Raw genomic sequence first — 25,382 nt, forward strand, 5'->3', positions numbered from 1 at the left:
TTTTGCCGTCATCCTCCGCCGCATCCGACCGACCACTGATGTCGACTCGCGTGGGGAAGCTGCCAATGACCAAGATCGCCTGCCTGGCCGGAGCGGCCGTCGTCGCCCTGCTGTCCACCAGCGCCGCTGCCCAAGCCTCGCCGCCGACCTCAGAACAGGCGACCCAGGCCTATCTGGCTCAGATCAAGGCCAAGAACGACCTCCTGCGCGCGGTTATCGCGGTCAACCCGGCCGCCCTGACCGATGCCAAGGCTCGCGACGCCGAACGCAAGGCCGGCAAGGTCCGTTCGGCCATCCATGGCCTGCCCATCCTGCTGAAGGACAATATCGAGTCCGCCGAGCCCCTGGCTACCACAGCGGGATCCCTGGCCCTGAAGGACAATGTCACCGGCCGCGACGCGCCCCTGGTCAAGGGGCTGCGCGAGGCAGGGGCTGTGATCCTGGGCAAGGCCAATCTGTCCGAATGGGCCAATATCCGCTCGAACAACTCAATCAGCGGCTGGAGCGCCGTCGGCGGCACGGTGCGTAATCCCTATGTGCTTGATCGCAGCGCCTGCGGCTCGTCCAGTGGTTCGGGCGCGGCGGTCGCGGCCGGCCTGGCCTGGGCAGCGATCGGCACGGAGACCGATGGTTCGATCACCTGTCCGGCGGCGATCAATGGTCTGGTGGGCCTGAAGCCCACTGTCGGCCTGGTCTCCCGCACCCACATCATCCCGATCAGCCACAGCCAGGACACGGCCGGCCCCATGACCACCACGGTCCGGGACGCCGCCGAGATCCTGACCGCCATCGCCGGCTCTGACCCTGCGGATGGGGCGACCAAGGCCGCCGACAGCCACAAGACCGACTATGCCAAGGGTCTAAGCAAGGACGCCCTGAAAGGCGTGACCCTGGCGGTGGCGCGTTTCTATACCGGCTACTCGCCCAAGACCGACGCCGTGTTCGAGCAGGCCCTGAAGGACCTCGCGGCCCAGGGCGCGACCCTGGTCGAGCTGAAGGAGTTCGACGAGGGCCCGATCGGCCGGGCCGAGGGGGTGGTGCTCTATACCGAACTGAAGGTCGATCTGGCCGCCTATCTGGCCTCGACCGATCCCGCCAAGGTCAAGACCCGCACCCTGGCCGACGTGATCGCCTTCAACAAGGCGACCCCCAAGGAGTTCGAGTGGTTTGGCCAGGAGAGCTTTGAGCGGGCCGAAAAAACCAAGGGCTATGATGACCCCGACTATATCAAGGCTGCCGCAGACGCCCGGCGGCTGGCCGGTCCCGAGGGTATCGACAAGATCCTGAAGGACACGGGTGCGGTCGCCATCGTGGCTCCGACAACCGGCCCGGCCTGGACCATTGATCCCTTGAATGGTGACAATTATGGCGGCTCCTCGACCACCCTGCCCGCCGTCGCCGGCTATCCGCACCTGACCGTGCCTATGGGAGATGTCACAGGCCTGCCGGTCGGGCTTTCGTTCATCGGCCCGGCCTGGAGCGAGAAGCTGCTGCTGAACCTCGGCTATGCCTATGAGCAGGCCACGATGAGGCGCAAGGCCCCGACCTTCAAGACGACCATAGCCCCTTAGGAGCTATGGTCGGCAACGATCCGCCAACCGTCCTTCTCCAGCGCCATGACCAGACTGGTATAGCCTTTGGCCGATTTCCCATCGGGATAGGTCAGGGACCACTGGCCGATATAGAGGGCGTGGGCCGCATCCAGCAGGCGGAAGTCGACGGACTGGAAACTCAGCACGCCGCGCTTGGCCGGATCGGCGAGATTGTACTTGGCATTATAGCGGGCGATCATCGCCGCCTTGCCGCGAACCAGGCCTTCTTCGGTGACGAAGCTGGTTTCCGGTGCCTCTGAATAGGCGGCCATGAAGCGGACAACGTCGCCAGCGTTCCAGCCCTTGGCGCTGTCCGCCATCACGGCCTCGACAGCCCGTTGCTGCGGTGAAGACTCGACGGCCCAGGCAAACGTCGGCGCAGCCAGCAGAGCCAGGGTCAGCAGGAGGCGGCGCATCAGACGCGCGGGCGAATGACGTCGATCGGTGGCGGCGGCGGCGTGACCCGGTCCGGCGACGGCGCATTGGGGGCGGGTGGCCCCATATAGGGTCTCTGCTGTGGTGGTTGCGCACAGCCGCAAAGGGTCGCGATGGCCAGGGTCAGGATCAGGCCTGATCTCAGCATCCCACCAGACCCACACCGGCGAAATTGCGGTTGGCTCCGACCCCGACCCCGCCGAAGCGATCGCCGAGCGCGACGCCAATGCCCAGGGCACCGGGCGGATTGGCTACAGCCACACCCAGATTGCCGGCCGGCGTGAAGATACCGAGGCCTGACTTGAAGCAGTGATTGTCGACGCGCGGATCCCAGACCTCGACCTGACCATCAGCCCGGGTGAAAGCCCAGCGCTCACCGCGCTCATCGCGGCCGCTGACCGAGATCTTGCCCTTACCGTCCGGCGTGACACCGTAGGATTCCCGGGTGAAGCCATCGACGGCACAGGACGCTACCAGACCAGGCCGGCTGAGATCGCCACTGAGGGCCGCTGCCGAGCGGGTCTGGGCATTATAGGCCGAAACCTCTGTATCGCCGCGTCCGCCGCCGACAAAGATCTGGGTCCCGGTCGCGCTGTCATAGGTCATGATGTCCGGTGCCTGGCCGCTCAGCGGCTCACCACAGGCAGCGGATCGGCTCCCGCCCCCGCGGGTGCTCTGGGCCTGGACCTGGGTCGCCGCCAGGGACGCGGAGACCGTCAGGGCAACGGTGACGAGATGGACAAGCTTGCTCATTTGGGGGCTCCCCCTGATTGAGAACCGCCCGCCAGAGCGTCCTGCGACAGCTGAGGCGGAGCCGATGTCGCCGAGGCCGGCAATATGTTTGGAGCCGGCCAGTACGAGTCAAAGTCGAGGCGGGCCTGGTCACGCGGCGTGCGGAAGACTTCCGGAGCCTCGTACCAAGGGCGGCAGGTCAGTTCGCCATTGAAGTGCCCCTTGACCAGGGCCTCGCAGCCCCCTGGACGGGCAAAGACGCGGTTGTCGACCGAGCGAACCTGGCCACCGGCATCGGCATAGATGCCCGAGCGCATGACGCGATGGATCCGGTTGTTCGAGGCGAAGACAATCCCCGAGGCGGCGTAGATGCCCACATCGATGGCCTCCAGATCGCCGCCGCGGATCTGCAGATTGGCATTCTCCAGCACGACCGCCCAGTCGCTGTCGCGGACGACAGGATTGAGCAGGGTGGTTTCATCGCCGCCGCCGACATAGATGCCGCGCGAGAAGCCGTCGACGTAGAGGCCCTCGATCTTCACCAGCTGCTGGCGATTCATCCCGGCAATGACAAAGCCGGCGGAATTGCGGGTGCGGGCCGAACCGGTCCAGTCGCCCAGCCGAACGATGCGGATATCCCGCAGGCGACTGTCGCCAGAGGTCTCAAACGCTCCGCCGATGGCCGTCGCAGCGATCTCGACATTGGACGCCATGATCTCGCCGGTGGCCTTGACCACAGGCTGACGGGTCCGGCCGATAAAGGCGGAATCCTGCAGCTCGATCCGGCTGTCCTCGACGTCCAGGGCCGAGCCCTCGCCGTCATAGCGCACCGTGACGCCCTTCAGGGCCAGTTCGGTGGCGCGGCCGGTGATGCAGGACGCCTTGCCGGCCCGCAGGGCATCGATACCCAGTCCTTCGAGCACCACATAGCCCACGCCGGGCGCGATGCGGATACAGGGCTGGCCGGCCGGGGCCACGAGGATCGGGCGGCCACGCGAAGGCGTATAGTCGCGCACGACGATGGTGACCGACTGGGTGATGTTCAGCGTCTCGACGCAGGCCCCGCCCTCCGTCGAGGTCAGCGTCAGGACGTCGCCGTCATAGAGGCGGGAGAGTGTATCGCTGACCTGACCCGGATAGGCGTAGTCGCAATCAATGTCGCGACGCACGACAGGCTGGGCGGACTGGCAACGGCCGCGCACGCTGATGGAACCGCGCGGGCACGGCCTGACCTTGGGTCGATAGGCTGTACGGCAGCCCTTGGACAGATTGGGGTCCAGCAGGAGGCCAAAACAGGGGCGGATCTGCTGGTCGACCTTGGCATCCGGCGAGGCCAGGGCCACGGCAGGCGCGGCGGCGAGGCCGAGCGACAGCACAGCCAGAAGGGCCAGGAAGCGGCTCAGGCGGCTCATCGATAGTCCCTTTCGATGTAAGGCCGTCCCCCGCGCTCAGCGGCGGGTCTGGGCGGACGCGAGACCTGGGCGAGCAGCTGTTGCAGGCGCCAGACAGACGGCTTGAAGCCGGCCAGGGCCCCGTCCAGCTGATAGACCACAGCCCGGGCACGATCCTGGTCTGCAACGCCCTGCAGGCCGAGCGAGAAGAAGGTCGACATGGCGTACTTGGCTTCCGCCGACCCCTGACGCTCGGCTTCCTCGTACCAGTGATAGGCACGGGCATAATCGCGCGGCACGCCGACGCCCTCGGAATACATCACGGCCAGCACGAGCTGGGCCTTGGACGAGCCATTGACGGCTGCATACTGAACGGCCCGCACCTTTTCGATCGCGCTGAGGCGACCCGTAACGGGACGGCCAAGCATCGCCTGGAAGGTCTGGACGTCGCTGGACGGCAGCAGCTTCTCGTCGAGGATCGGTGCCGAGATCACCCGCAGATAGGCCAGGGCCTCGCCGATGTGAACGAAGGGCAGATCCGCCAGCCGCATCTGGGCCGCTTCGCGGGCTTCGCCCGACTGATCTGCCTCGTCAGAATGGGGCACGCCGGATTCTGGCGACTCGGGCGGATAGAATTCGTAGGGCGGGATCCAGCGCTTGGCTTTTGTCTCGACGAAGGCCCCGTAGGAGGCCCGCTGCGGCGAGGAGCGCTCGAAATCCTTGAGCATCACATAGGCCGAGACGTCGCCCGTCTGCACGGCCAGATAGTTGTAGAGATAGGCGTCGACGTCGTTGCGGCGGAACAGGTCCAGGGCAGCCGGCGTTCCGGCCCGCTTCTGGCTGCCATAGGCCTCAACGGCCTGCAGATTGTCGGACGGCTCGCCATAGGGACCGAAGAAGGCGTCATGGATGCGCGCCAGCACGCGATAGCCGTCCGCGCCCTGGCTGGACAGCACGTAGATCACGCGATTGCGAACCTTCTCGCGCTCTTCCGTCGACATCCGCGACAGCAGCCTGTCCAGGGCCCCATAGGCGCTCTGGCGCTCGAAGGCCCGGCAATCGTCAAACCGCGACAGGGCCTTGCCGTCGCCCTTGGCGCGCCGCTCATAGGCTGCAATCGGCGCATAGCCCCCGGCATTGGCCAGGGCCATGGCGTACCAGGTGGCCGCCTCGACCGGATCCTCGAGATTCTTGTCGACGGCGCGCTGGCCTTCGTAGCGGCGGGCCAGTTCCAGCTGGGCAAAAAAGTCCCCGCGGAAGCCCCCCTGGCGAAGCGCCCGGATCTCCTGCTGCTGCTGATTGAACTGACCTGACACGCCCTGTGCGGCCTGGGGCCGCGGACAGGCACTGGCGCGACGCTGGAACCAGGAACTGGGCCCAACATCACAGCCGACCAGGGGAATCACTACAACGGCGACCAAGGCCCCAACCGGGATGCGCCGGATCAGAGCCTCCCGACCAGAAAGTGCCCCGGTCAGGGCTTTTCGGAGCGCGGAATAGCGCGAAACAGCATCGCTGGCTTCGTGCATCACTCCCCCTCCAGCACGCTGTTAACCATAACCATCAAGGACTCATGTGCCCGGTGTCGCAGGCTGTCAAGGTGAAGCAACAGCGTTCGCCTAGCGGCGTGTTGACACGCCCGCGCGACTATTCGCGCCTCAGGGGAATTCAGCAAACACAGGCGGGATTCGACACGGCGCAAGATCGCGAATCCGTGACGGACGCAACCGCGGAGCGATTTTGATCATGCCCTGAAACAGGCTCGCCGCGCCCGGTTTTCGAGCGCGGCGAGCCCCTGATCAGGTCTGAAGGACCTAGCGGCCGGTCGGCATGTCCTTGAAGGCCACATCCTTGTCGACGCGGACATCACCGGGCAGGCCCAGAACGCGTTCGGCGATGATGTTCTTGAGGATCTCGTCGGTGCCGCCGGCGATTCGCAGGCCCGGAGCCCACATCAGGCTCTGCTGGAAAGCCGCTTCGGCCGGGGCCTGAGCGGGATCGACCAGGATGCCGTACTGGTCTTCCATCTCGACGGCCGTATTGGCCAGTTCCTGCATCTGGTTGGCGGCAATGATCTTGCCGATCGAGCTTTCCGGACCGGGCGTCTGGCCGCGCGACAGGGCGGTCATGGTCCGGAAGCGAGTGAACTTCAGGCCCTCGGATTGCACGTACCAGTCGGCCAGCTTCTCGCGGAACGCATTGTCCTTGATGGCCGGGCCGGTGGCCCCGGTGAGTTCGCGGGCCAGGCCCATGATCTCGCGATAGTTGGGACCCGACGAGCCGCCCACAGCCAGACGTTCGTTCATCAGGGTGACCAGGGCCACCTTCCAGCCGTCACCCACCTCGCCCAGACGCTGGCTGTCCTTGACGCGCAGGTCAGTGAAATAGACCTCGTTGAACTCTCGGCCGCCCGACATCTGGTGGATCGGGCGGCACTCAACGGCGGCATCGCGCATGTCGATCCAGAACATGGTCAGGCCCTTGTGCTTGGGCACGTCGGGATCCGTCCGGGTCAGCAGGATCCCGAAGTCGCAGTAGTGGGCCCCTGTGGTCCAGACCTTCTGGCCGTTGATCACCCACTCGTCGCCGTCCTTGATGGCGCGGGTGCGCAGGGCCGCGACGTCGGAGCCGCCGGCCGGTTCGGAGAACAGCTGGCACCAGATCTCCTCGCCCTTCACGGCCGGAGAGACGAAGCGTTGCTTGGTCTCCGTGTTGGAGAAGGCCATCACGGTCGGCACGCACATGCCCAGACCAATGGTGAAATAGCCGTAGGAGAGGCCCGCCTTGGTTTCCTCCTGACCGAAGATCACCGACTGGATCGGCGTGCCGCCGCCCCCGCCGATGGCCGCCGGCCAGGTGATGCAGGCATAGCCGGCACCGGCCTTGCGGGCCTGCCAGGCCTTGGCGGCCGCCATGTGCTCGGGCGTATTGGCTTTCACATCGCCGAACTGGGCGCGATGGGCCGCGGCGTTCTCAGCCAGCCAGGCGCGGGCCTTATCGCGATAGGCGGCTTCTTCGGGTGAATCGTTGAAATCCATGTTCGTCGTTCCCTTAAGCCGCGTTCTTCTGTTCGAGCTGGCTGACCAGCCGTTCCTTCCAGACCCGCGGCGCGCCGGCCACGAGGCTGAGTTGGCGCGAGCGCCGGTAATAAAGGTGGCAGTCAACGTCCCAGGTGAAGCCCATGCCGCCATGGACCTGGATGCTTTCCTTGCTGGAGAACCAGAAGGCGTCCGATGCGGCGATACGAGCGGCAGAGGCCGCAATGGGCAGTTCCGGCGCGTCGACGTTCAGGGCCCAGGCCCCGTAATAGGCGTTGGAGCGGGCCACCTCGTTCTTGACGTACATGTCGGCCAGCTTGTGCTTGATCGCCTGATAGCCGGCGATGACACGACCAAAGGCATAGCGACCCAGCGCATAGTCCTTGGCCATCTCCAGGCACTTGTCGGATCCGCCCAGTTGCTCGAAGGCCAGAAGCACGGCAGCGCGGTCCATGATCGCCTGGACGAGGTCGAAGCCCGCACCGGCTTCGCCGATCCGTTCGGCGGCGACGCCGTCGAAGGTCAGCTTGGCCACACTACGGGTCGGGTCGAGGCTCTTGAGCGTCTCGCGCGAAACGCCCTTGGCCGTCAGATCGACCAGATAGAGCCCCGCCTTTCCGGCCTCGCTGGCCAGCACCAGGGCCATATCGGCGACATCACCGTCAGTGACCGGGATCTTGACCCCCGTCAGCTTGCCGCCCTCAACGCGGCAGGCGAGGTTCGAAGCATTGACGACGCCCGGGCCTTCGGAGGTGGCCAGGCAGCCGATCAGTTCGCCGGCGGCAATGCGCGGCAGGATGGTGGCCTTCTGATCCTGGCTGCCGGCCAGCATCACGCCTTCGGCCAGGAAATAGACCGTCGAGGCGAACGGGATCGGCGCGACAGCGCGGCCCAGTTCCTCGGCAATGGCGCACAGCTCGACCCGGCCCAGACCCAGACCGTTGAACTCTTCGGGGATACAGGCCCCCAGCCAGCCCTGCTCGGCGACAGCGGCCCAGAGGTCTTTGTCAAAAGACCGGGCGGGGTCATCCAGGACGCCGCGCACGACGGCCGGGCCGCACCGCCCGTCAAGGAACTTACGAGCCTCGTCCTTCAGGAACTTCTGGTCGTCGGAAAAGTCGAAATCCACGCGGTGGCCTCCCTGTGCGCCGCTTTGGATCGGCGCTTTGGAAAACACCCTGACTGACCTTTCGCTGCAGGGAAAGATTGACCCGGCGTCAAGAATTTCAGGTTCTTATGGTCAGCGTTCAGTTCACGTCGCGTCCACGGGGCCATGGCCAAGACCGTCTATCAGCGCAACCAGAAGGTCTGGGTCGAGAGCGTCGGCGCCTGGGCTACCATCGAGCGTATCGTGCCGATCTGGGCCAAGGGCTTCGACGAGCCGGTGCGGGTCACCTATGACGTCGGCCTGGGTCGCGAATTTCACGCCCATGAACTGAAGCCCGAAGACAGGGTGGATGCCGAAGGTACCGGCATGCTCGCCAACTGGCGGGTGCTCAGGGCCCGAAACAAATGGCAGCAGGAAAGCGACTGCCCGCATCACCCCTATCCCGGCACCTATCCGGTCGTGGTCACAGATCCCAACGACTGGGGCGGCTGGCGAACGCCGGGCGCGGAATATGATCGCGATCCGCGCAAGATCGAATATCAGGCCCGCCTGATCGCCTGCGCCCCGCGCCTGCAGGCCATGGCCCGCCAGATCCTCGAACTGGTGGCCGATCACCCGGAGGATGCGCCGCCGGCCCTGGCGGCCCTGGCCCAGCAGGCTTCGGCGATCGAACGCTATCTGCACGAGGTCCCGGCCGCAGCCGAGATCGCCAGCCGCATCGAGACCTAGATCGGCCAGTCCCGGCCGGACCCGGGACGACGAAGCCGGTCGTGCGCGGCAAACTCCATGGCCGGCCGAACCAAGCCCTGATCGACCTCGCCGCCACCGGGCAAGAGTCGCAGGCAGCGGCGTCCGATCCAGATCAGAACCTCCATACCCTCGCTTGCGCCCTCGGCTGCCCATCCCCGCAACACCGCTTCATAGGGCGCGCGTCGCCAGGCGTTGGGCTGGGCAGGATCGAGCTCAACATTGACCATCCGCCCCCCCTCGCCCGCATGCAGGACAAAGCCGCAGCGGTCAGGACGCCAGTCGTCGCCGAGCCGCTCGTCCAGCAGCCAGTCGCAGGCAAACTCACCGCAGCCGGCAGGGCGGACGGCATAGACCTCGCAACCCTTGCCGCGGCGGAAGTAACGGCACCAGACATGCGGTGCCTTTTCCAGTTCCCGGACGCCGATCAGCTTGCAGCACTGGCCGCACGCGCCGCATTCCCGCTCTGCCATGCTGATCTCCGCCCACACCCTAGACTCACCGAGGGTTTAAGGAGCGGGCGGAGATAGGCAAGGCGTCAGATCAGAACCGGTAGCCGATCCCGACGGAAGCCACGACCGGGTCAAGCTTGACCTTGGACTTCAGAGTGCCGCCATTGATCGAGGCATCGGTCTCGAACCACACCTTCTTGACGTCAATATTGAGGTTGTAGCGGGGGCTCAGCGGCACATCGGCACCGACCTGCACGGCATAGCCGAAGCCGTCGTCCAGCTTCACCTTGAAGCCATTCAGATCCTTGTCGCCATAGAACAGCATGTAGTTCAGGCCAGCGCCGACATAGGGGCTGAACTTGGCATCCGGGAGCGGGTGATACTGCAACGACACGACAGGCGGCAGGACCCAGGTCTTGTGAACCACCACATTGGTGGCGGGGCCGACGGCCTTCACCGTGTGCTGGGTGGTGCCCGCGATCACTTCGATAGCCAGCTTATCGGTCAGGAAATAGCTCAGGCCGATGGTCGGCTTGATGTCGTCATTGACGTCGGCCTTCAGGCCCGTGGCGGCACCGGCGGACGTGGTGATGGCATTGCCGGCGTCGGGCGCGACATCCGTGACTCGGACGTTCAGAACCAGATCACCCTTGGCCTTCGGCTTGACGGCTTCCTGGGCATGGGCGGCGGAAAAGGCCAGCAGGCTGGCGGCGCAGGCCAGGGCCAGACGGGTCGCAACGGTCATTGTTTATCCCCTTATTCTCGAACCGGGCGCTGCATTTGGGGCGCCCGAAGGGGGAATTGCGCCGACTCAGGCGCTCATTCTTTGATCCGGAACAAGTCCGCACTGAAAATGGGGCTTTTGGGCTCGATCTAAATACTTAAGGGCTATCGCGCGCGTCGGCCCGGCCCTCTAGATTGTTCCCATGCGCACAGAAACGCCCCAGGCCATCCGGCTCGTCGACTATCGCCCCTTCCCGTTCGAGATCGAAGAAACCCATCTGCACTTCAGGCTGGACCCTTCGGCCACACGGGTCGTGACCACACTGAAAATCCGCCGCACGGGCGAAGCGGGCGCGCCACTGGTCCTCAATGGTGAGCGCCTGAAGCTGATTTCGGTGTCCATGGACGGCCATGCCCTGGACTCTTCAGCCTACCGGCAAGACGCCGAGTTCCTGACCCTTGAGGCCGTGCCAGACGCCTTTGTGCTGACCACAGAGGTCGAGATCGACCCGGCGGCCAACAAGGCGCTGATGGGTCTCTACATGTCCGGCGGCCGCTTCTGCACCCAGTGCGAGGCCGAGGGCTTCCGCACCATCACCTATTTCCCGGACCGGCCTGACGTCCTGTCGCGCTACACCGTTCGGATCGAAGCCGACCAGGCCTTCCAGCACCTGCTCAGCAACGGCAACCTGATCGACAGCGGCGCGCTCGGGGGCGGCCGCCACTATGCCGTCTGGAACGACCCCTTCCCCAAGCCGGCCTATCTGTTTGCCCTGGTGGCCGGTGAACTGGATGTGCTGGAGGACAGCTTCGTCACCATGAGTGGCCGCACCGTGGCCCTGAAGGTGTTCGTCGATCCCGGCCAGGCCCCGCGGGGGGCCTATGCCCTCGACGCCCTCAAGCGCTCCATGGCCTGGGACGAGCAGGCCTTCGGCCGCGAGTACGATCTCGATCTCTTCATGATCGTGGCGGTCCGCGATTTCAATTTCGGGGCCATGGAGAACAAGGGGCTGAACATCTTCAACAGCTCCCTGCTTCTGGCCGACCCGGAAACCGCCACCGACCTCGACTTCGAACGGATCGAGGCGGTCGTGGCGCACGAGTACTTCCACAATTGGACGGGCAACCGCATCACCTGCCGCGACTGGTTCCAGTTGTGCCTGAAGGAAGGCTTCACGGTCTTCCGCGACCAGAGCTTCTCGGCCGACCAGCGCGGGGCGGCCGTGCAGCGGATCAAGGACGTCAAGGCCCTGCGCGCCCGCCAGTTCGCCGAAGACGCCGGCCCCCTGGCCCACCCCGTTCGACCGTCCAGCTATCTGAAGATCGACAATTTCTACACCGCGACCATCTACGAGAAGGGCGCGGAGATCATCCGCATGCTGAAAACCCTTCTGGGCGACGATGCCTTCCGGGCCGGCAGCGACCTCTATTTCGAACGCCACGACGGTCAGGCGACCACGGTCGAGGCCTTTATCGCCTGCTTCGCCGACGCCACCGGCCGCGACCTCTCGGACTTCTTCGCCTGGTATGAGCAGGCCGGCACGCCCTCGGTCTCCTTGGCCAGCACCTATGATGCCGCTGCCAGGACCCTGGAAATCAGTCTGACCCAGGCCACCGCGCAAACCCCCGGTCAGCCGGCCAAGAAGGCCCTGCCCATCCCGGTGACCATCGGCCTGCTGGATGCCAACGGTGCCCCGCTGCGCGACAGCGAGGTGGTGGTTCTGGACACCTCAACCAAGACCGTGCGCTGGGCAGGTATTGCCTCAACACCGGTGGTCTCGGCCCTGCGGGGCTTTTCAGCTCCGGTGAACCTGACCACCGACGCCCGGCCTGCTGACGGTTACGTGCTGTTCGCCGCAGATCCGGACCTGTTCAACCGCTGGGAAGCCGGTCAGACCCTGGCCCGCGACCTGATCCTGGCCCGGGCGGCCGGATCGGCCGATGAGGTCGGCGAAGAGCGCTACGCCGAGGCCCTCGGCAGGGCCCTGGTCGACGAGGCCTCGGAACCGGCATTCAAGGCCCTGCTCCTGGCCCTGCCCAGCGAGCCGGACCTGGCCCTGGCCATGGAACCTGCGGATCCGGCAGCCCTGCACGCTGCCCGCCGCGCCCTGCGCACCCGCATCGCGGTTCATCTGGGCGATCTGTTGCGGCGGCTGCATGGTGAACTGCAGGCGAGCAGCGCTTTCTCGGCCGATGCCCGATCGGCCGGAATGCGCGCCCTTCGTAACGGTTGCGCCGACCTGCTGGCGGCCGACCCGCATGCCCTCAATGTCGACCGCATCGTCGGCCACTTTGAAGCAGCGGCCAATATGACCGACGCCATGGGTGCCCTGTCAGCCCTGGTCCAGATCGGTGGCGAGGCTCGCGACAAGGCCCTGGCCGCCTTCCACACCAAGTGGCGGCATGAGCCACTGGTGCTCGACAAGTGGTTCGCCCTACAGGCCCGGGATCCGTCGGCCAGCGCCCTGGACCGGGTGATCGCCCTGACAACGCACGAGGATTTCGACGCCACCAATCCCAACCGGTTCAGGGCCCTGGTTTCGACCTTCGCCAATTTCAATCCGGCCCGGTTCCACGACCCGTCTGGTGCCGGCTATCGTTTCCTGGCCGAAAAAATCCTGGCCGTGGATGCCTATAACCCGATGACCGCTGCCCGTCTGGTCGAAGCCCTGGGGGGGTGGCGGCGCTATCCTGACACCCTGGGAACCCAGATGCGCGAAGCGCTCAGTGGCGTCGCTGCCCACCCTGGATTGTCCAAGAACGTACTGGAACTGGCCAGCAAGGCCCTCGACTAGGGCCGGCCAGTTGAAACCCTGACCAGCGGATTGCGACCAATAAGCTCATACCGAGCCAAATCTGCCGTTCGACCGTGACGGGAACCTTGGGCGTGCGTTAGATTCACCCGATGCGGCGAAGTGACTCGCGGCGATGTAATCGGGGAGCCTTGGGCTTTTGAGGATTGGGGATCCAAGACCCGGAAGATCGGCAGGAGCCGGCCTTTCCGCGGCAGGTGTCGTGCGGTCGATGACCGCGCGCGCGCCGTCGCAGGTCTATGTCCGGGTCGCCATTCTCGCCGCCCTGCTGCTGCTGGCGGTCTATACGGCCTTTGGGGTCAAGCGCCTGCAGCAGGACGTCGCGCGGGCACCGGGCGGTGCGGCCCTGGCCGCCGAGGCGGGCCTTGCGGCCAGCCGCATCGAAACCAATCTCGCCGCACAGCGCGCCGGTCTGTCAGCAGCCTCGGACATCCTCAAGCGTGACCCGGCCGACACCATGGACGCGGCCGAGATCGCCCTGCGGGCCAGCGGTGGCGAAGCCATGGCCGTGGCCGTGGCCGGACCATCCGGCATACTGGCTGTCTCCGGCCGCGACGAAGCGGCGGACTGGAAGGCGGCGGCCCGAGCCGCTTCGGCCTCGGGGCGCTCCACCTGGATCGGTACCGCCGGCGAAAGCGGCCGCCTCTATGTCGCGGCAGTGGCACCTGTCTCGACCGGACGCAATTTCATCATCGCCAGTGGCGATCCCAGTCGTCTGCTTGTCGATCCCGGCAAGAGCGGCGCCCGCGCCCTCGCCCTGGCCGACGGCCGGCTGGTAGCGACCCGGGGCCGGTCTATCAGCGGCCTGCAGACCTTTCGCGAAGCCTTCGCTCTGTCGATCGAAGATGTCGGTGACCAGAGCGCAGCCCTGCGAGGACAGACCGCCAACGGGGCCCTGCTGGACGTCGCCGTTCAGCCCCTGGCTGAAGGCACCTTGCTGGCCGTGGCGGGCGCGCCTTCGCGAACCGTCGCCAACATGGATCGGCAGGTCATGGAGGGCGCGTTCAATCTGCTGGCCCCCCTCGCTGTGGGCATTGCCCTTGCCCTTCTACTGATGATGCAGAGCCGCAAGGCCGAGGCGGCCCATCGCGAGTTCGTCGACAGCGAGCAGCGGTTCCGTCTGGCCGTCGAAGCTGCCCGCTGCGGCATCTGGGAATGGGATCTGCGCGGCGACCAGGTCTTTCTGTCAGACGTCACCGGCGTGATGTTCGGCTGGGGCGGTGGCGGGATCGTTTCCGGTCAGGACATGCTGGACCGCATCTCGCTCGACCATCAGGAACGGGTCCGCCAGGCCCTGGCGAATGCCGCGACCTTCGGCGCATTCGACGTCTCGTTTCGTGTGCCCTCCATGCAGCAGGGCGGCCGCTCGATCTGGATTGACGCCCGCGGCCAGGGCTTCGGGACACCGGGCGTGGACGGCTATGTCCGCATCATCGGCGTGGCCCTGGATGTCACCGAGGAGCGCCTGGCCCAGGCGAGGGCCCAGGCCGCCGAAAACCGCCTGCGGGACGCCATCGAGAGCGTTTCGGAGGCCTTCGTGCTCTGGGACCGCCAGGGCCGGCTGCTGATGTGCAACCGCAACTATCGCAATGTCTTCTCCCTGGAGCCCAAGCTGCTCAAGCCCGGTGCCGCCCGCGCCGAGGTCAACCGCTTCGCGGCGCTGGCCATCAAGCAGGACCACCCCGCACCGGACGGTGCCAAGGGGGTGCGCGAGGCCGAGATGATGGACGGGCGCTGGATCCAGATCAGCGAGCGGCGAACGGCCGAAGGCGGCCTGGTCATGACCGCGGCCGACATCACCGCCATCAAGAACCAGGAAGAAGCCCGACGCCTCAATGAGGAGCAGCTTCAGAACGCCGTGACCGGTCTGGAGCGGAGCCAGGAGCAACTGGCCGAACTGGCGCGCAAGTATGAGATGGAAAAGGTCAAGGCCGAAGGGGCCAACAAGGCCAAGAGCGAGTTCCTCGCCAACATGTCGCATGAACTGCGGACGCCGCTGAACGCCATCAACGGCTTCTCAGAAATCATGATGACCGAGATGTTCGGGCAGTTGGGCGATCCGCGCTACAAGGGCTACAGCCAGGACATCCACAATTCCGGCCAGCATCTGCTGGCCCTGATCAACGACATCCTCGACATGTCCAAGATCGAGGCCGGCAAGATGAACCTGAAGTTCGAGCCGCTGAACCTTGAGGATGTCGCCGAGGACGCCGTGCGCCTGGTGCGTAATCGGGCCGAGGCCGCCGGTCTGAAACTGGTCATCGACTTCCCGCAACTGCCCGAGATCGAGGCCGACTACCGGGCGGTGAAGCAGGTCCTTCTCAACCTGCTGTCCAACGCCATCAAGTTCACGCCGCGCTCCGGTAGTGTCACGATCCGCGCCGAGGTCCGCCGTGATCCCCTGGGCGATCGCCTGCGGGTCTCGGTGCAGGATACCGGCATCGGCATCGCCAAGGAGGATCTGGCCCGCCTGGCCAAGCCATTCGAGCAGGTCGAAAGCCAGCTGTCGAAGACCACCCAGGGCACCGGTCTGGGCCTGGCCCTGACCAAATCCCTGATCGAGATGCATGACGGGGCCATGGACATGGCCAGCACGCCCGGCGAAGGCACTACCGTCAGCTTCAGCCTGCCCATCCGCCAGAGCCAGGCCAGCCCGACCCGCGACTTCGCCGCTGCCTGAGCCGTACGATCCAAATTATGACTTTATTTTCATAGACTTAAATCGACGTCATGACTCAGTCGTAACGGGTCAAGGCGTCCGTCCGGCTCTACACCCTCGAACAACAGAACGCGCCCGGCGCACATCGAGGGATCTCCACCATGAGCAAGTTCATCAACCGCCTGGCCGCCGTCGCCGCCCTGGCCCTGGCCGCCACCCCGATCATCGGCCTGACCGCAGCCCATGCTGCCCAGCCACAGCCCGTGGCCAGGATCCTGGTCGGCGACCTGACCCTGTCACACCCGGCCGATGCCGCAGAGCTTCTGAGCCGGGCAGAACGAGCCGCCGACCAGGTCTGTGCCACCCGCATTACCGCGGAAAAGCTGCGCGGCCTGTCGGTGCGCGCCTGCTATCTGGATTTCGCGTCAGACCTTCGAGGCGAACTGAGCCGCACCCAGCTGTCCGACCTTCGCAAGGCGCAGCGGGCCGCACCGACGAACTTTGCCATGCGTCCGGTTGGCCTGTTCTAGCTAGCCGCGCCGCATCCAGGCCGCGACGGCCCAGGCATGGGCGTCGTGGCGCAGGGCGACGACGGCATCGCGCGGGTCCAGCCAGACCAGTTCATGGTCATCTTCGACCTTGAGGTCCGGTTGTTGTCCGACGAGCCGCGCGGTGTGGATGCCGCCGAAGTTGCGCATGAGCTGGCCATCGGACTTCAGAAAATACTGCGAAACCGTGGTCACCAGGTCGTCGACCTCGACCACCAAGCCCGTCTCCTCGCCAAACTCGCGGACGATAGCCCGGGGCTCGGTCTCGCCGGCATCGACGCCGCCCCCCGGCAGATCGAAATAGGGCGACTTGCCGGGCTTGCTGACCCGCACCAGCGCGATCGCGCCAACGCTGTTCTCGACGATCCCAAAGGCGGCGGGACGGGCGCGGTAGTCCAGGCCCGGCTCAGGTTGGCCGAACGCGAGCAAGCCGTCAGTCCTTGCCGTAGAGGTCGAGCCAGGGATCAGCCTTGCCACTTTCGACGTCGGCGACGCTGATTTCCGGCCGGTAGCCGATCTTGCCATTGGCGCTGTCACGCCACGCCTCGGTGACCAGATCGCGCAGGGCTGCTGCGGCCGCCGCCAGTCGGTCCTGAACGAAGGCCCGGGCCCGTGGATCGGTCTCGACCATACCGCCAGACTTCTCGAGGGCATAAAGCGGCTCGGTCAGTTTCCAGGTCGTGGTGAGATAGCCGACGACGCGGGTCTCAAGCGAGCAGGCGCAATCCTTGTAGGCCGGCATCAGCGCCCTGACCTGGGCTTCGTCGCCGACGGCCTTGGCCAGGGGGCCTTCAAAATTGAAATGGATCGAGCGCGAGTTGGTGTAGCCGTTCGGATTGGGATAGTCGCCCCAGCCGTTATAGTGCACCGACAGATGCAGCGGCTGGCTGGCGTCGCCGACATAATGGGCCCAAACGCCCAGGTCGCGGAGCAGCAGGGCCTCACGACGCTTGAGGTCGGCGGCGTACCACGCCTTCTTCATCGGATCGGTCGCCATCTTTTCGGCGGCGACCAGGATCCGCCAGTAGGTGAAGTCCTTCACCAGCTGCTGGTAACCATCGATGATCGCATAGGGCAGATAGCCGGCTTTCCAGCTGTCGACCCCGGCGGCGCGAAGGGCGGTCTCATAGTCAGCGCGGGTGGCCGGCAGGGTTTCGACCGTGAACATCGGGCCGCCGTACATGCGGCCCTGATCGTCGACATCGAGGAAATGGGCGGAGTCGCGATCATGATCATGGATCTTGCCTGATCCCTTCCAGCGATCCGGTTCGCGCGCATACTCGCCGATCGCGGCCACGGCTTCAGGTGTGCGCAGGAAGGCCGGCACATCCGACGGCAGGCCCTGAGTTCCCAGCACCCCCACAAGGCGATGCCCGGAAGAGCCCCAGGCGAGGGCCGACGGGGCGGGTGCGGCGAGGACCGCTGCCAGGGCGAGGACTTTGAAGCTGGACGACAGGCGCGACATGGAAACTCCGCGAAACTATTGAAGGCCCAAGGCCACCTCGACCCGCCCCACCCAGGCCTTGACGGCCGGATAGAGCGACAGGTCGAACCCGCCTTCATGGGCGACCTGGGTGTAGGCCACCAGAGCGATGTCCGCCAGACTGAGCCGCTCCCCGATCAGGTAGGGAGTCTGTTGCAGCTGTGTTTCAAGCCGCGCGAGAGCGCTGTTGCCGCGCTCGACCAGCTTGGGGTCCAGTCCGCTGACCGGATGGCCCAGATAGGCCACCTGGAACCGGGCCACCGCGACATAGGGCTCATGGCTGTACTGCTCCCAGAACAGCCACTCGTACATCTTGGCGCGTTCGAAGCCATCACTTGGGATCAGGAACGACCCTTCGGCCAGGTGCAGCATGATGGCGTTCGACTGGGCCAGGGCGCGACCATCGTCGAGAATCACCGCCGGGACCTGACCGGCCGGATTCATCGCCAGGAACTCCGGCGTCCGCGACTGCGCCTGCAGGATGTCGATCTCGATCCAGTCAAAGGGCAGGGCCAGCCGCTCGGCGGTCCATTTCACCTTCAGGCAGTTGCCCGATTTCGTGTCGCCGTAGATGCGCAGGGTCATCACATCGCCTTACGAGGGTTGTCACGGAGCCGTGATCAGACTATCCAGACCGCGCCCGACAGATACGCCGATAAGAGGATTCCCTCGATGCGTCGCACGCTCGCCGGAATTTTGGCCGTTTTGGCCATGTCCACCGCCCTCCCCGCCTTTGCCGCCAGCCCGGACTCCGAGTCGCGGTCCGACCCGCTGGGCGACCTGATCACGGGGGCTCTCACGGGCACCATTCCCGGCACGCTTGAGTACAAGATGCGGGCGACCCTCTATCATGCGGGTGCCAAAGGCATTCGCAGTCTCGACTCCCTCGGCTGCAAGGTCGTGGCCATGCGCACGGTCGCGGTCGACAAGACCGTCATCCCGCGCCGGACCGTCCTGTTCATCAAGGAAACCGTCGGCCTGCCGATGCCTGATGGTTCGACCCATGACGGCTACTGGTACGCCTCGGACATCGGCGGGGCGATCAAGGGTCTGAAACTGGACCTGTTCAGCGGCATGGGCCGGTCATCGATGGCCCCCTTGATGGCACTGGACCTGTCCAGCCTGTCCGTCAGCAAGGTCGGCGAGTTCAAGGGCTGTCCCCCCGAATAGGCTCGGCTGGCCTGGCCTGTTTGGCAAACGGCTGTTCGTCCCATAGAGATGCTCGAGGGCCTGAATCTGTGCAGGTTCGCGGGGGTTCAGATGGGTTTACTCAGCAGGCTGGCATGGGTTGGGCTGATTGCGGGACTTGCCCTCCCCGCTCACGCGGCCGACGACCTGAACCGCCTGAAGGCCCGGGCCGCCGGGGTCGAGATCATCCGCGACACCTGGGGCATAGCCCACATCCACGGCAAGACTGACGCCGACGCCGTATTTGGCATGGCCTATGCCCAGGCCGAGGATGACTTCAACCGGGTTGAAACCAACTACATCACGTCCCTGGGCCGCACGGCGGAAGCCGAGGGCGAAAAGGCGATCTGGAGCGACCTGCGCCAGCGGCTATTCATCGATCCAGTGCGGCTCAAGGCCGACTACGCCGCCAGCCCGGCCTGGCTGAAGGCGCTGATGAACGGCTGGGCCGATGGCCTGAACTACTATCTTGCCACCCATCCCAAGGTGAAGCCGCGCACGATCACGCGGTTCGAACCCTGGATGGCCCTGAGCTTTTCGGAAGGCAGCATCGGCGGCGATATTGAGCGGATCTCGCTCAGCCAGCTGGAAGCCTTTTACGGCAAGCGCGAGCTGGCCCTGACCGACGACGAAAAGGGGCTGACCTTTCGCGAACCCACGGGCTCGAACGGGATCGCCATCGCGCCGAGCCATACCCTGGCCGGCAACGCCTTGCTGCTGATCAATCCCCACACCTCGTTCTTCTTCCGCTCAGAACAGCAGGTGCGCAGCGACGAGGGCCTGAACGCCTATGGCGCAGCGACCTGGGGCCAATTCTTCATCTACCAGGGCTTCAACGCCACGGCGGGCTGGATGCACACCTCCAGCGGCGTCGATGTGGTCGACGAATTTGTGGAAACCCTCGTCGAGAAAGACGGAAAACGCTTCTACCGCTATGGCAAGGCCCTTCGGCCGGTCATCAGCGAGACCATCGTCATCCCCTACCGCGCGGCCGACGGTACCCGGGCGGAGCGGCGCTTCACGGTCTATCGCACCCACCACGGCCCGATCGTGCGCGAAGCCGGTGGCAAGTGGATCAGCGTCGCCCTGATGAACAAGCCCGTGGCAGCGCTGGAGCAGTCGTTCCTGCGCACCAAGGCCACCGACTATGCTGCGTTCATGAAGGTGGCGGCGCTGAAGGCCAATTCGTCGAACAACACCCTGTTTGCCGACTCCAAAGGCACCATCGCCTACCTGCACCCGCAGTTCATTCCCCGGCGCGACGACCGCTTTGACTATACCCAGCCGGTCGACGGGGCGGATCCGGCCACAGACTGGAAAGGCCTGCATGATCTCGACGAGGCCCCGCGGGTCGTGAACCCCGCCAATGGCTGGGCGATGAACACCAATAACTGGCCCTATTCGGCGGCCGGCCCTGACAGCCCCCGGCAGGCCGACTTCCCCAAATACATGGACACCTTCGGCGAAAACCCGCGTGGCCTGCATGCCATACGGGTGCTGCAGGACCGCAAGGACTTCACCCTGCCCGGCCTGCTCGGCGCGGCCTATGACCCCTATCTGACCGCCTTCGCACGACTGGTCCCGACCCTGACGGCGGCCTATGACGCCACCGCGAGCGATGATCCGCTCAAGGCCAGGCTGGCCGATCAGGTCGCCCTTTTGAAAGCTTGGGACTTCAAGTGGTCGACCAGATCTGAGGCGACGTCCCTCGCGGTCTTCTGGGGCGAGGCCCTGTGGACGACGGCCGCACCTGCGGCCAAGGCCAAGGGCGTCAATGTCTATGACTATATGGCCGATGTGGCGACGCCGGCGGAGAAGCTGAAGGCCCTGGCCGAAGCCTCGGATCGCCTCACTGCCGACTTCGGCTCCTGGCGCACGCCCTGGGGCCAGATCAACCGCTTCCAGCGCCTCACGGGCGACATCGTCCAGCCCTTCGATGACGCGCAGCCCAGCATTGCCGTGCCCTTCACCTCGGCCCAGTGGGGCTCGCTGGCCTCGTTTGGTGCCAAGCGCTGGCCGGGGACCAAAAAGTACTACGGCACCCTGGGTAACAGCTTCGTGGCGGTGGTCGAATTCGGCGACAGGGTGCGGGCCCGTGCCATCTCGGCCGGCGGCGAAAGCGGTGATCCGGCCTCGCCGCACTTCAATGACCAAGCGCTGCGCTACAGTCTCGGCAATCTGCGAGACGTGTACTTCTATCCGGAAGACCTGAAGGGCCACATTGAGCGAACCTACCGGCCCGGCCAGTAGGCGAGCCCATTCGCCCCGCTGCAGGGGCGATGATCGCTCATCGTCGCAGGACACTTGGTCGGAAGCGTCACCGGGTTCAGGTCTTCGCCGGGCCCTGACCGGTCCATTGGCGACCGTCAGTCCTGGCCCGACCGACAGGGCCGAGCCGGCGCGAGCGCCTAGCTAGGCGGCCTGAAGCTGCTGCTTGACCCGCTCGGCCAGGGTCTTGATGTCGATGGGCTTGGGCAGGAAGGTCACGCCCGTCTCGCCCTCGAGCAGGTCGCTGAACTCGGCCTCGGCATAGCCGCTGATGAACATCACCGGCGCATTGCCAAGATAGCCGCGAGCCTTCTTCAAAAGGGTCGGACCGTCGATACCGGGCATGATCACATCGCTAATCAGCAGGTCGATCGTGCCGGCATTGGCCTCGGCGATCAGCAGGGCTTCCTCGCCATCGCAGGCCTCCAGCACCTCATAGCCGCGCGCCCGCAGCAGGCGGGCGGCCACGCCGCGGACGGCGTCCTCGTCCTCGACGAACAGGATGCGGCCGGCCCCTGAAAGATCGCGCGGCGGACGGGCCTTGGGCGGCTCGGCGGCCACAGCAGCCGCTTCGGCGATCGCGGCAGCGGTGGGCACATGGACCGGCAGGAAGATCCGGAAGGCCGCACCCTCGTCAGGGCGGCTGTGCACATGGATCCAGCCGTCGCTCTGCTTGACGATGCCATAGACGGTAGCCAGGCCCAGGCCCGTGCCTTCGCCCACCGGCTTGGTGGTGAAGAAGGGGTCAAAGATCTTGCCCATGACGTCGGGGGGAATGCCCGGACCATCGTCAGACACTTCGATGAAGGCCGTATCGCCCTCGGCACCCGGGAAACCCAGAGACACGGCTTCGTCCTGGGTCAGGCGGGCGGTGCGAATGCGGACAATACCGCCGCCCTTGGCCGCCCGTACAGCGTCGCGGGCGTTGACGGCCAGATTCATGACCGCCGTTTCCAGCTGGCTCTTGTCGGCCCGCACCTGCGGTAGGTCGCGGCCATAGTCGGTGATCAGCTTGACGTCTTCGCGCAGCAGGCGGCGCAGCAGGACCTCGAATTCCGAGATCAGCTCGCCCAGGTCCAGAACTTCACGCTGCACGGTCTGCTTGCGCGAGAAGGCCAGCAGCTTGCGAACCAGATCGGCAGCCCGGACCCCTGTCTGACGGATCTCGTTCAGGCCTTCGTAGGACGGGTCACCGACGGGATGGCGGTGCAGGAGCTCGTCCAGGCGCAGCTGAATTGCCGTCAGCAGATTGTTGAAGTCATGGGCCACGCCGCCGGCCAGCTGGCCGATGGCCTGCATCTTCTGGGCCTGAGCCAGCTGCAGCTCGATCTGCTTCTGCTCGGAGACATCGATCATATAGGCGACCAGCCGCCCCTCGGCCCGGTAGAGATAGAGGTGGGCGATGCGGGTCGGGTCGCGCGACAGCCGCACCTCGAAGGGACCGGCCTTGCCGCCGGCCATGCGGCTCTCGGCCTCGGCGCGGGTTGTCGGTTCGATCAGGTCGCCAAACAGCACCCCGGCCTTGGCGGTTGGACCCGCCATGGCCGACAGGGCCGGATTGGCCTCGAGGATACGGGAATTGAAAGGATCAAGCCCTTCCAGCAAGGCCGCGCCGAACGGTGAGGCCCCGGAAAAGGCGTCCAGCGATCCCGGCGGCGGTGCCCTTGTCTCGACGATGGCCACGGGCGGAGCCTCGGCCGCGAGGCTGGCGACAACGGCGGGCGGAGCCAGACGGACCAGCAGGCGTCCGCCGGCGAGACGGGACACGGTCGCAACGCGGTCCTCGCTGTCCACGCGCAGCAGGCCTTCGGCCACCTCGCCCTTGCGGGCGCGGACCAGGGCTGCGAACAGACCCGAGCCGGCGACGCCCTTGGGCAGGCGCCGGGCGTCTCCCATGATCTGCCGCCAGGCGGCATTGGCGGCGAGCAGCCGTCCGTCGGCGGCCACCAGGGCGGTGGGTTCGCTCAGGGCGTCGATGAAACCTTCGGCAGCGTCGAGGTCGCTCTCGTGGTGGGCCGAGGCCCGGATGGCGACAAGGCCCAGGATCGCGACGCCGGCGACCCCGCCCAGCAGCAGCAGTCCGGCAAGGGTGGCGGGACCGGCGCGCAGGGCCGGGACGGCAGCCAGTCCGGCAGCGGCCACGAAAAAGATCGCTGCGCCCCAGATATAGGGGTCGAAGCGCCGGCGCGTGGCACCGGTTTCAGTGATGTCCTGGACGGGCAGTTCGGCCATGGACGGTGGCAATCCTTGTTCAGCGCGCAGGTCGCGACTCACTTCGAGCCAACCCGAGGATACTCTTTATGTAACGCAAGGTCAGAGGGCGTCTGAATTGCGGTTTTGTCACGTCCCGTCACAGGGGCCGGGCCCGCGGCTTGGGCTTCTTGCCGTTCATGATGAAGCCGATGACCTTGGCCACGGCTTCGAAATGATCGGCCGGAATTTCTTCATCGATCTCGACCGTCGCATAGAGCGCGCGCGCCAGGGGCGGATCTTCCAGAACCGGCACGCCGTGCTCCTCGGCGACGGCACGGATCTTCAGGGCCAGATCGTCCATGCCCTTGGCCACGCAGAGCGGCGCAGGCGTCTCGCCCGGCTCGTACTTCAAGGCCACGGCATAGTGGGTCGGGTTCATGACCACGACAGTCGCCTTGGGCACGGCCTGCATCATTCTTTGGCGCGAGCGCTGCATCTGGATCTGACGGCGCTTGGCCTTGATGTGCGGGTCACCATCCGACTGCTTGTACTCGTCCTTGACCTCCTGAAGGGTCATGCGCATGCGGGTCATGAACCGCTGACGCTGCCAGAACCAGTCAAAGCCGGCCGTCATGGTCAGCAGGATCAGCACCGCCAGGAACAGCTTGGTGGCCAGCTTCATCGCCACCGGGATCATCGCGGACGGATCCATACCGACCATATTGATGACCTCGCCGGTGTGCGGCTTGAGCACATAATAGGCGATGACGCCGGTCAGGATGAACTTCAGGGCCGACTTGGCGAACTGCACGAGGCCGTCGATGCCGAACAGACGCCCCAGGCCCTTGATCAGGTCGAGTTTGCTGAAGTCGGGTTTGATCTTCTCCGGCGTCATCATGAAGCCGGTCTGTCCCACATGGGCGACAAAGCCGAACACGGCGGTCACCACCATCACCAGAACCAGGGGCGGCAAAGCGGCCATGATGGCCTGGCGGGCGATCACAACGGCCCCGCCGCTGCTGACATCCATCTGGCCGGCATGGGCCAGGAACGGCACCAGGGCTGCCGAGAGGTCGCGGGTCAGCCAGCCACCGGCCATCAGGATGACCATCACGGCCCCGAGAAGCGAAGCCAACTGAGGAACGTCCTGACTTTTGGCGACGTCTCCCTTGGCCCGGGCGTCCGACAGCTTCTTCGCTGAAGGTTCTTCTGTTTTTGACTCTTTATCTGTGTCTTCCGCCATGGCCCGCCCCTAGTTGAAGATCAACAGGAGGTCGCGGTAGCGGTCTGTCCACACCATGGCGATGCCGCCAAGGCTGAGGGCCAGCAGAGACAGTCCGAGGATCACGCTGAGCGGCGAGGCCACAAAGAAGATCTGGAAGGCCGGCATGACCCGTCCGACCAGGCCGACCGCCAGATTGAAGACCAGGGAGAACACGATCACCGGAGCGGCCAGCTGCACGCCGAGGGAAAAACTGTCGGCCACGGTGCGCACCGCCAGGGTCGCCGCGTCATTGACCGGCACGGCGCGGCTGAACGGGAAAAGGTCGTAAGACTTGACGATCGCCCCGATGAACAGGTGATGCAGGTCGGTGGCCATGATCAGGGTCAGGCCGAGCATCGACAGAAAGGTCGCCACCGCCGTGCTGGACTGGCCCATCGACGGGTTGGTGGTCTGGGCGAAGGACAGGGTGGTCTGCATCGAAATGACTTCGCCGGCCGTCGACATGGCGGTGAAGAACAGCTTCAGCACCGAGCCGATCATCAGGCCGATCAGGATCTCATGGATCACCTGACCCCACAGGCCGCCGACGCTGGTCGGCACGCCGCCGACGGTATTCTGGACCAGCGGTGTCAGCAGCAGGGCCATCAGCAGGGCGAAGGACAGGCGGATGCGAGGCGGCACCGAGTCGTCGCCGATCCCGGGCATGAGCATGACCATGGCCCCGACCCGCGCGAAGACGAGGCCGGCGACATAGACCTGGGCGGCTGTCGCGTAGGAGTCCAAGCGG

The 25,382-nt window shown here is 65.6% G+C and carries 21 protein-coding genes and 1 pseudogene; 7 read left to right on the forward strand and 15 right to left on the reverse strand.

All coding sequences use genetic code 11. The features are described 5' to 3' along the window. Positions 1 to 10: 10 nt before the first annotated feature. Positions 11 to 1,571 (forward strand): annotated as a pseudogene (locus tag AQ619_RS12100) (amidase). Here AQ619_RS12100 and AQ619_RS12105 read toward each other — a convergent pair. The 7 genes from AQ619_RS12105 to AQ619_RS12130 form a co-directional block, all read right to left on the reverse strand. Further along, the gene (locus AQ619_RS12105; RefSeq protein ID WP_062147825.1) at positions 1,568 to 2,008 is read right to left on the reverse strand and encodes a YybH family protein; all 441 of its coding nucleotides are present in this window, start codon (positions 2,006 to 2,008) and stop codon (positions 1,568 to 1,570) included. The pseudogene AQ619_RS12100 and the gene AQ619_RS12105 overlap by 4 nt on opposite strands. Then, the gene (locus AQ619_RS19100) at positions 2,008 to 2,175 is read right to left on the reverse strand and encodes a hypothetical protein (RefSeq protein ID WP_166504226.1); all 168 of its coding nucleotides are present in this window, start codon (positions 2,173 to 2,175) and stop codon (positions 2,008 to 2,010) included. Before AQ619_RS19100 ends, AQ619_RS12105 begins: the two co-directional genes overlap by 1 nt. Then, positions 2,169 to 2,780: a hypothetical protein gene (locus tag AQ619_RS12110; RefSeq protein WP_062147827.1), complete on the reverse strand. Its 612-nt coding sequence runs from the start codon at positions 2,778 to 2,780 to the stop codon at positions 2,169 to 2,171. The genes AQ619_RS19100 and AQ619_RS12110 overlap by 7 nt, the downstream gene beginning before the upstream one ends. Then, positions 2,777 to 4,171: a right-handed parallel beta-helix repeat-containing protein gene (locus tag AQ619_RS12115; RefSeq protein WP_062147829.1), complete on the reverse strand. Its 1,395-nt coding sequence runs from the start codon at positions 4,169 to 4,171 to the stop codon at positions 2,777 to 2,779. Before AQ619_RS12115 ends, AQ619_RS12110 begins: the two co-directional genes overlap by 4 nt. Continuing rightward, positions 4,168 to 5,679: a tetratricopeptide repeat protein gene (locus tag AQ619_RS12120; protein ID WP_062147832.1), complete on the reverse strand. Its 1,512-nt coding sequence runs from the start codon at positions 5,677 to 5,679 to the stop codon at positions 4,168 to 4,170. Before AQ619_RS12120 ends, AQ619_RS12115 begins: the two co-directional genes overlap by 4 nt. A gap of 285 nt (positions 5,680 to 5,964) precedes the next feature. Then, on the reverse strand, positions 5,965 to 7,188 hold the full coding sequence (locus AQ619_RS12125) for an acyl-CoA dehydrogenase family protein (RefSeq protein WP_062147836.1): 1,224 nt from the start codon (positions 7,186 to 7,188) through the stop codon (positions 5,965 to 5,967). A 13-nt stretch (positions 7,189 to 7,201) separates the two neighbouring features. Continuing rightward, complete coding sequence (locus tag AQ619_RS12130; RefSeq protein ID WP_062147839.1) at positions 7,202 to 8,317, reverse strand: acyl-CoA dehydrogenase family protein; 1,116 nt, start codon at positions 8,315 to 8,317, stop codon at positions 7,202 to 7,204. Positions 8,318 to 8,461: 144 nt separating this feature from the next. Between AQ619_RS12130 and AQ619_RS12135 the strand changes: the two genes are divergently transcribed. Beyond that, positions 8,462 to 9,025 (forward strand): hypothetical protein, encoded by a 564-nt coding sequence (locus AQ619_RS12135; protein WP_062147843.1) that lies wholly within the window; start codon positions 8,462 to 8,464, stop codon positions 9,023 to 9,025. On the opposite strand, the gene AQ619_RS12140 is transcribed toward AQ619_RS12135, so the two are convergent. Continuing rightward, the gene (locus AQ619_RS12140; protein WP_062147846.1) at positions 9,022 to 9,516 is read right to left on the reverse strand and encodes a hypothetical protein; all 495 of its coding nucleotides are present in this window, start codon (positions 9,514 to 9,516) and stop codon (positions 9,022 to 9,024) included. The two genes, AQ619_RS12135 and AQ619_RS12140, sit on opposite strands and share 4 nt — an antisense overlap. 70 nt (positions 9,517 to 9,586) lie before the next feature. After that, a complete protein-coding gene (locus AQ619_RS12145) occupies positions 9,587 to 10,240 on the reverse strand; it encodes an OmpW/AlkL family protein (RefSeq protein ID WP_062147849.1) in 654 nt (217 codons plus the stop codon). Between the two features lie 181 nt (positions 10,241 to 10,421). Here AQ619_RS12145 and pepN point away from each other — a divergent pair, with 181 nt between their 5' ends. From pepN to AQ619_RS12160, 3 genes are all read left to right on the forward strand, one after another. Next, on the forward strand, positions 10,422 to 13,013 hold the full coding sequence (gene pepN, locus AQ619_RS12150) for an aminopeptidase N (protein ID WP_062147852.1): 2,592 nt from the start codon (positions 10,422 to 10,424) through the stop codon (positions 13,011 to 13,013). Between the two features lie 229 nt (positions 13,014 to 13,242). Continuing rightward, positions 13,243 to 15,711: a cell cycle histidine kinase PleC gene (gene pleC, locus AQ619_RS12155; RefSeq protein WP_084745959.1), complete on the forward strand. Its 2,469-nt coding sequence runs from the start codon at positions 13,243 to 13,245 to the stop codon at positions 15,709 to 15,711. Positions 15,712 to 15,851: 140 nt separating this feature from the next. Continuing rightward, positions 15,852 to 16,220: a UrcA family protein gene (locus AQ619_RS12160; RefSeq protein WP_062147859.1), complete on the forward strand. Its 369-nt coding sequence runs from the start codon at positions 15,852 to 15,854 to the stop codon at positions 16,218 to 16,220. Here AQ619_RS12160 and AQ619_RS12165 read toward each other — a convergent pair whose 3' ends face one another. From AQ619_RS12165 to AQ619_RS12175, 3 genes are read right to left on the reverse strand one after another with little or no spacing between them, the layout of a single operon-like run. Beyond that, positions 16,221 to 16,667, reverse strand: coding sequence for an NUDIX domain-containing protein (locus AQ619_RS12165; protein WP_062147862.1), 447 nt, complete (start codon positions 16,665 to 16,667; stop codon positions 16,221 to 16,223). Between the two features lie 4 nt (positions 16,668 to 16,671). Further along, the gene (locus AQ619_RS12170) at positions 16,672 to 17,703 is read right to left on the reverse strand and encodes a phospholipase C/P1 nuclease family protein (protein WP_062147865.1); all 1,032 of its coding nucleotides are present in this window, start codon (positions 17,701 to 17,703) and stop codon (positions 16,672 to 16,674) included. 15 nt (positions 17,704 to 17,718) lie between these two features. Continuing rightward, positions 17,719 to 18,306, reverse strand: coding sequence for a glutathione S-transferase family protein (locus AQ619_RS12175; RefSeq protein WP_166504228.1), 588 nt, complete (start codon positions 18,304 to 18,306; stop codon positions 17,719 to 17,721). An 87-nt stretch (positions 18,307 to 18,393) separates the two neighbouring features. Here AQ619_RS12175 and AQ619_RS12180 point away from each other — a divergent pair, with 87 nt between their 5' ends. Both AQ619_RS12180 and AQ619_RS12185 read left to right on the forward strand, forming a co-directional pair. Beyond that, complete coding sequence (locus tag AQ619_RS12180; RefSeq protein ID WP_062147868.1) at positions 18,394 to 18,891, forward strand: 3D domain-containing protein; 498 nt, start codon at positions 18,394 to 18,396, stop codon at positions 18,889 to 18,891. A gap of 90 nt (positions 18,892 to 18,981) precedes the next feature. After that, positions 18,982 to 21,159: an acylase gene (locus AQ619_RS12185; RefSeq protein ID WP_084746255.1), complete on the forward strand. Its 2,178-nt coding sequence runs from the start codon at positions 18,982 to 18,984 to the stop codon at positions 21,157 to 21,159. Positions 21,160 to 21,321: 162 nt separating this feature from the next. Here AQ619_RS12185 and cckA read toward each other — a convergent pair whose 3' ends face one another. The 3 genes from cckA to fliR all read right to left on the reverse strand — a co-directional run bounded on the left by cckA (position 21,322) and on the right by fliR (position 25,378). Next, positions 21,322 to 23,409 carry a cell cycle histidine kinase CckA gene (gene cckA, locus AQ619_RS12190; protein WP_062147876.1) on the reverse strand — a complete coding sequence of 696 codons (2,088 nt, stop codon included), beginning with the start codon at positions 23,407 to 23,409 and terminating at the stop codon, positions 21,322 to 21,324. Positions 23,410 to 23,527: 118 nt separating this feature from the next. After that, positions 23,528 to 24,613: a flagellar biosynthesis protein FlhB gene (gene flhB, locus AQ619_RS12195; RefSeq protein ID WP_062147879.1), complete on the reverse strand. Its 1,086-nt coding sequence runs from the start codon at positions 24,611 to 24,613 to the stop codon at positions 23,528 to 23,530. Between the two features lie 9 nt (positions 24,614 to 24,622). Next, a complete protein-coding gene (fliR, locus tag AQ619_RS12200) occupies positions 24,623 to 25,378 on the reverse strand; it encodes a flagellar biosynthetic protein FliR (protein WP_062147882.1) in 756 nt (251 codons plus the stop codon). Positions 25,379 to 25,382: the final 4 nt, after the last annotated feature.

This window comes from Caulobacter henricii, assembly GCF_001414055.1.
Lineage (GTDB): Bacteria > Pseudomonadota > Alphaproteobacteria > Caulobacterales > Caulobacteraceae > Caulobacter > Caulobacter henricii.

Excerpts from the sequence above, each read along its gene's own strand:
- AQ619_RS12110 (WP_062147827.1), bottom strand. The coding sequence starts at position 2,780 with ATGAGCAAGCTTGTCCATCTCGTCACCGTTGCCCTGACGGTCTCCGCG.
- AQ619_RS12170 (WP_062147865.1), bottom strand. The coding sequence starts at position 17,703 with ATGTCGCGCCTGTCGTCCAGCTTCAAAGTCCTCGCCCTGGCAGCGGTC.
- AQ619_RS12135 (WP_062147843.1), top strand. The coding sequence starts at position 8,462 with ATGGCCAAGACCGTCTATCAGCGCAACCAGAAGGTCTGGGTCGAGAGC.
- AQ619_RS12105 (WP_062147825.1), bottom strand. The coding sequence starts at position 2,008 with ATGCGCCGCCTCCTGCTGACCCTGGCTCTGCTGGCTGCGCCGACGTTT.
- AQ619_RS12115 (WP_062147829.1), bottom strand. The coding sequence starts at position 4,171 with ATGAGCCGCCTGAGCCGCTTCCTGGCCCTTCTGGCTGTGCTGTCGCTC.
- cckA (WP_062147876.1), bottom strand. The coding sequence starts at position 23,409 with ATGGCCGAACTGCCCGTCCAGGACATCACTGAAACCGGTGCCACGCGC.
- AQ619_RS12125 (WP_062147836.1), bottom strand. The coding sequence starts at position 7,188 with ATGGATTTCAACGATTCACCCGAAGAAGCCGCCTATCGCGATAAGGCC.
- AQ619_RS19100 (WP_166504226.1), bottom strand. The coding sequence starts at position 2,175 with ATGCTGAGATCAGGCCTGATCCTGACCCTGGCCATCGCGACCCTTTGC.
- AQ619_RS12175 (WP_166504228.1), bottom strand. The coding sequence starts at position 18,306 with ATGACCCTGCGCATCTACGGCGACACGAAATCGGGCAACTGCCTGAAG.
- AQ619_RS12185 (WP_084746255.1), top strand. The coding sequence starts at position 18,982 with ATGGGTTTACTCAGCAGGCTGGCATGGGTTGGGCTGATTGCGGGACTT.
- AQ619_RS12140 (WP_062147846.1), bottom strand. The coding sequence starts at position 9,516 with ATGGCAGAGCGGGAATGCGGCGCGTGCGGCCAGTGCTGCAAGCTGATC.
- AQ619_RS12180 (WP_062147868.1), top strand. The coding sequence starts at position 18,394 with ATGCGTCGCACGCTCGCCGGAATTTTGGCCGTTTTGGCCATGTCCACC.
- AQ619_RS12160 (WP_062147859.1), top strand. The coding sequence starts at position 15,852 with ATGAGCAAGTTCATCAACCGCCTGGCCGCCGTCGCCGCCCTGGCCCTG.
- AQ619_RS12120 (WP_062147832.1), bottom strand. The coding sequence starts at position 5,679 with ATGCACGAAGCCAGCGATGCTGTTTCGCGCTATTCCGCGCTCCGAAAA.
- flhB (WP_062147879.1), bottom strand. The coding sequence starts at position 24,613 with ATGGCGGAAGACACAGATAAAGAGTCAAAAACAGAAGAACCTTCAGCG.
- AQ619_RS12145 (WP_062147849.1), bottom strand. The coding sequence starts at position 10,240 with ATGACCGTTGCGACCCGTCTGGCCCTGGCCTGCGCCGCCAGCCTGCTG.
- pepN (WP_062147852.1), top strand. The coding sequence starts at position 10,422 with ATGCGCACAGAAACGCCCCAGGCCATCCGGCTCGTCGACTATCGCCCC.
- pleC (WP_084745959.1), top strand. The coding sequence starts at position 13,243 with ATGACCGCGCGCGCGCCGTCGCAGGTCTATGTCCGGGTCGCCATTCTC.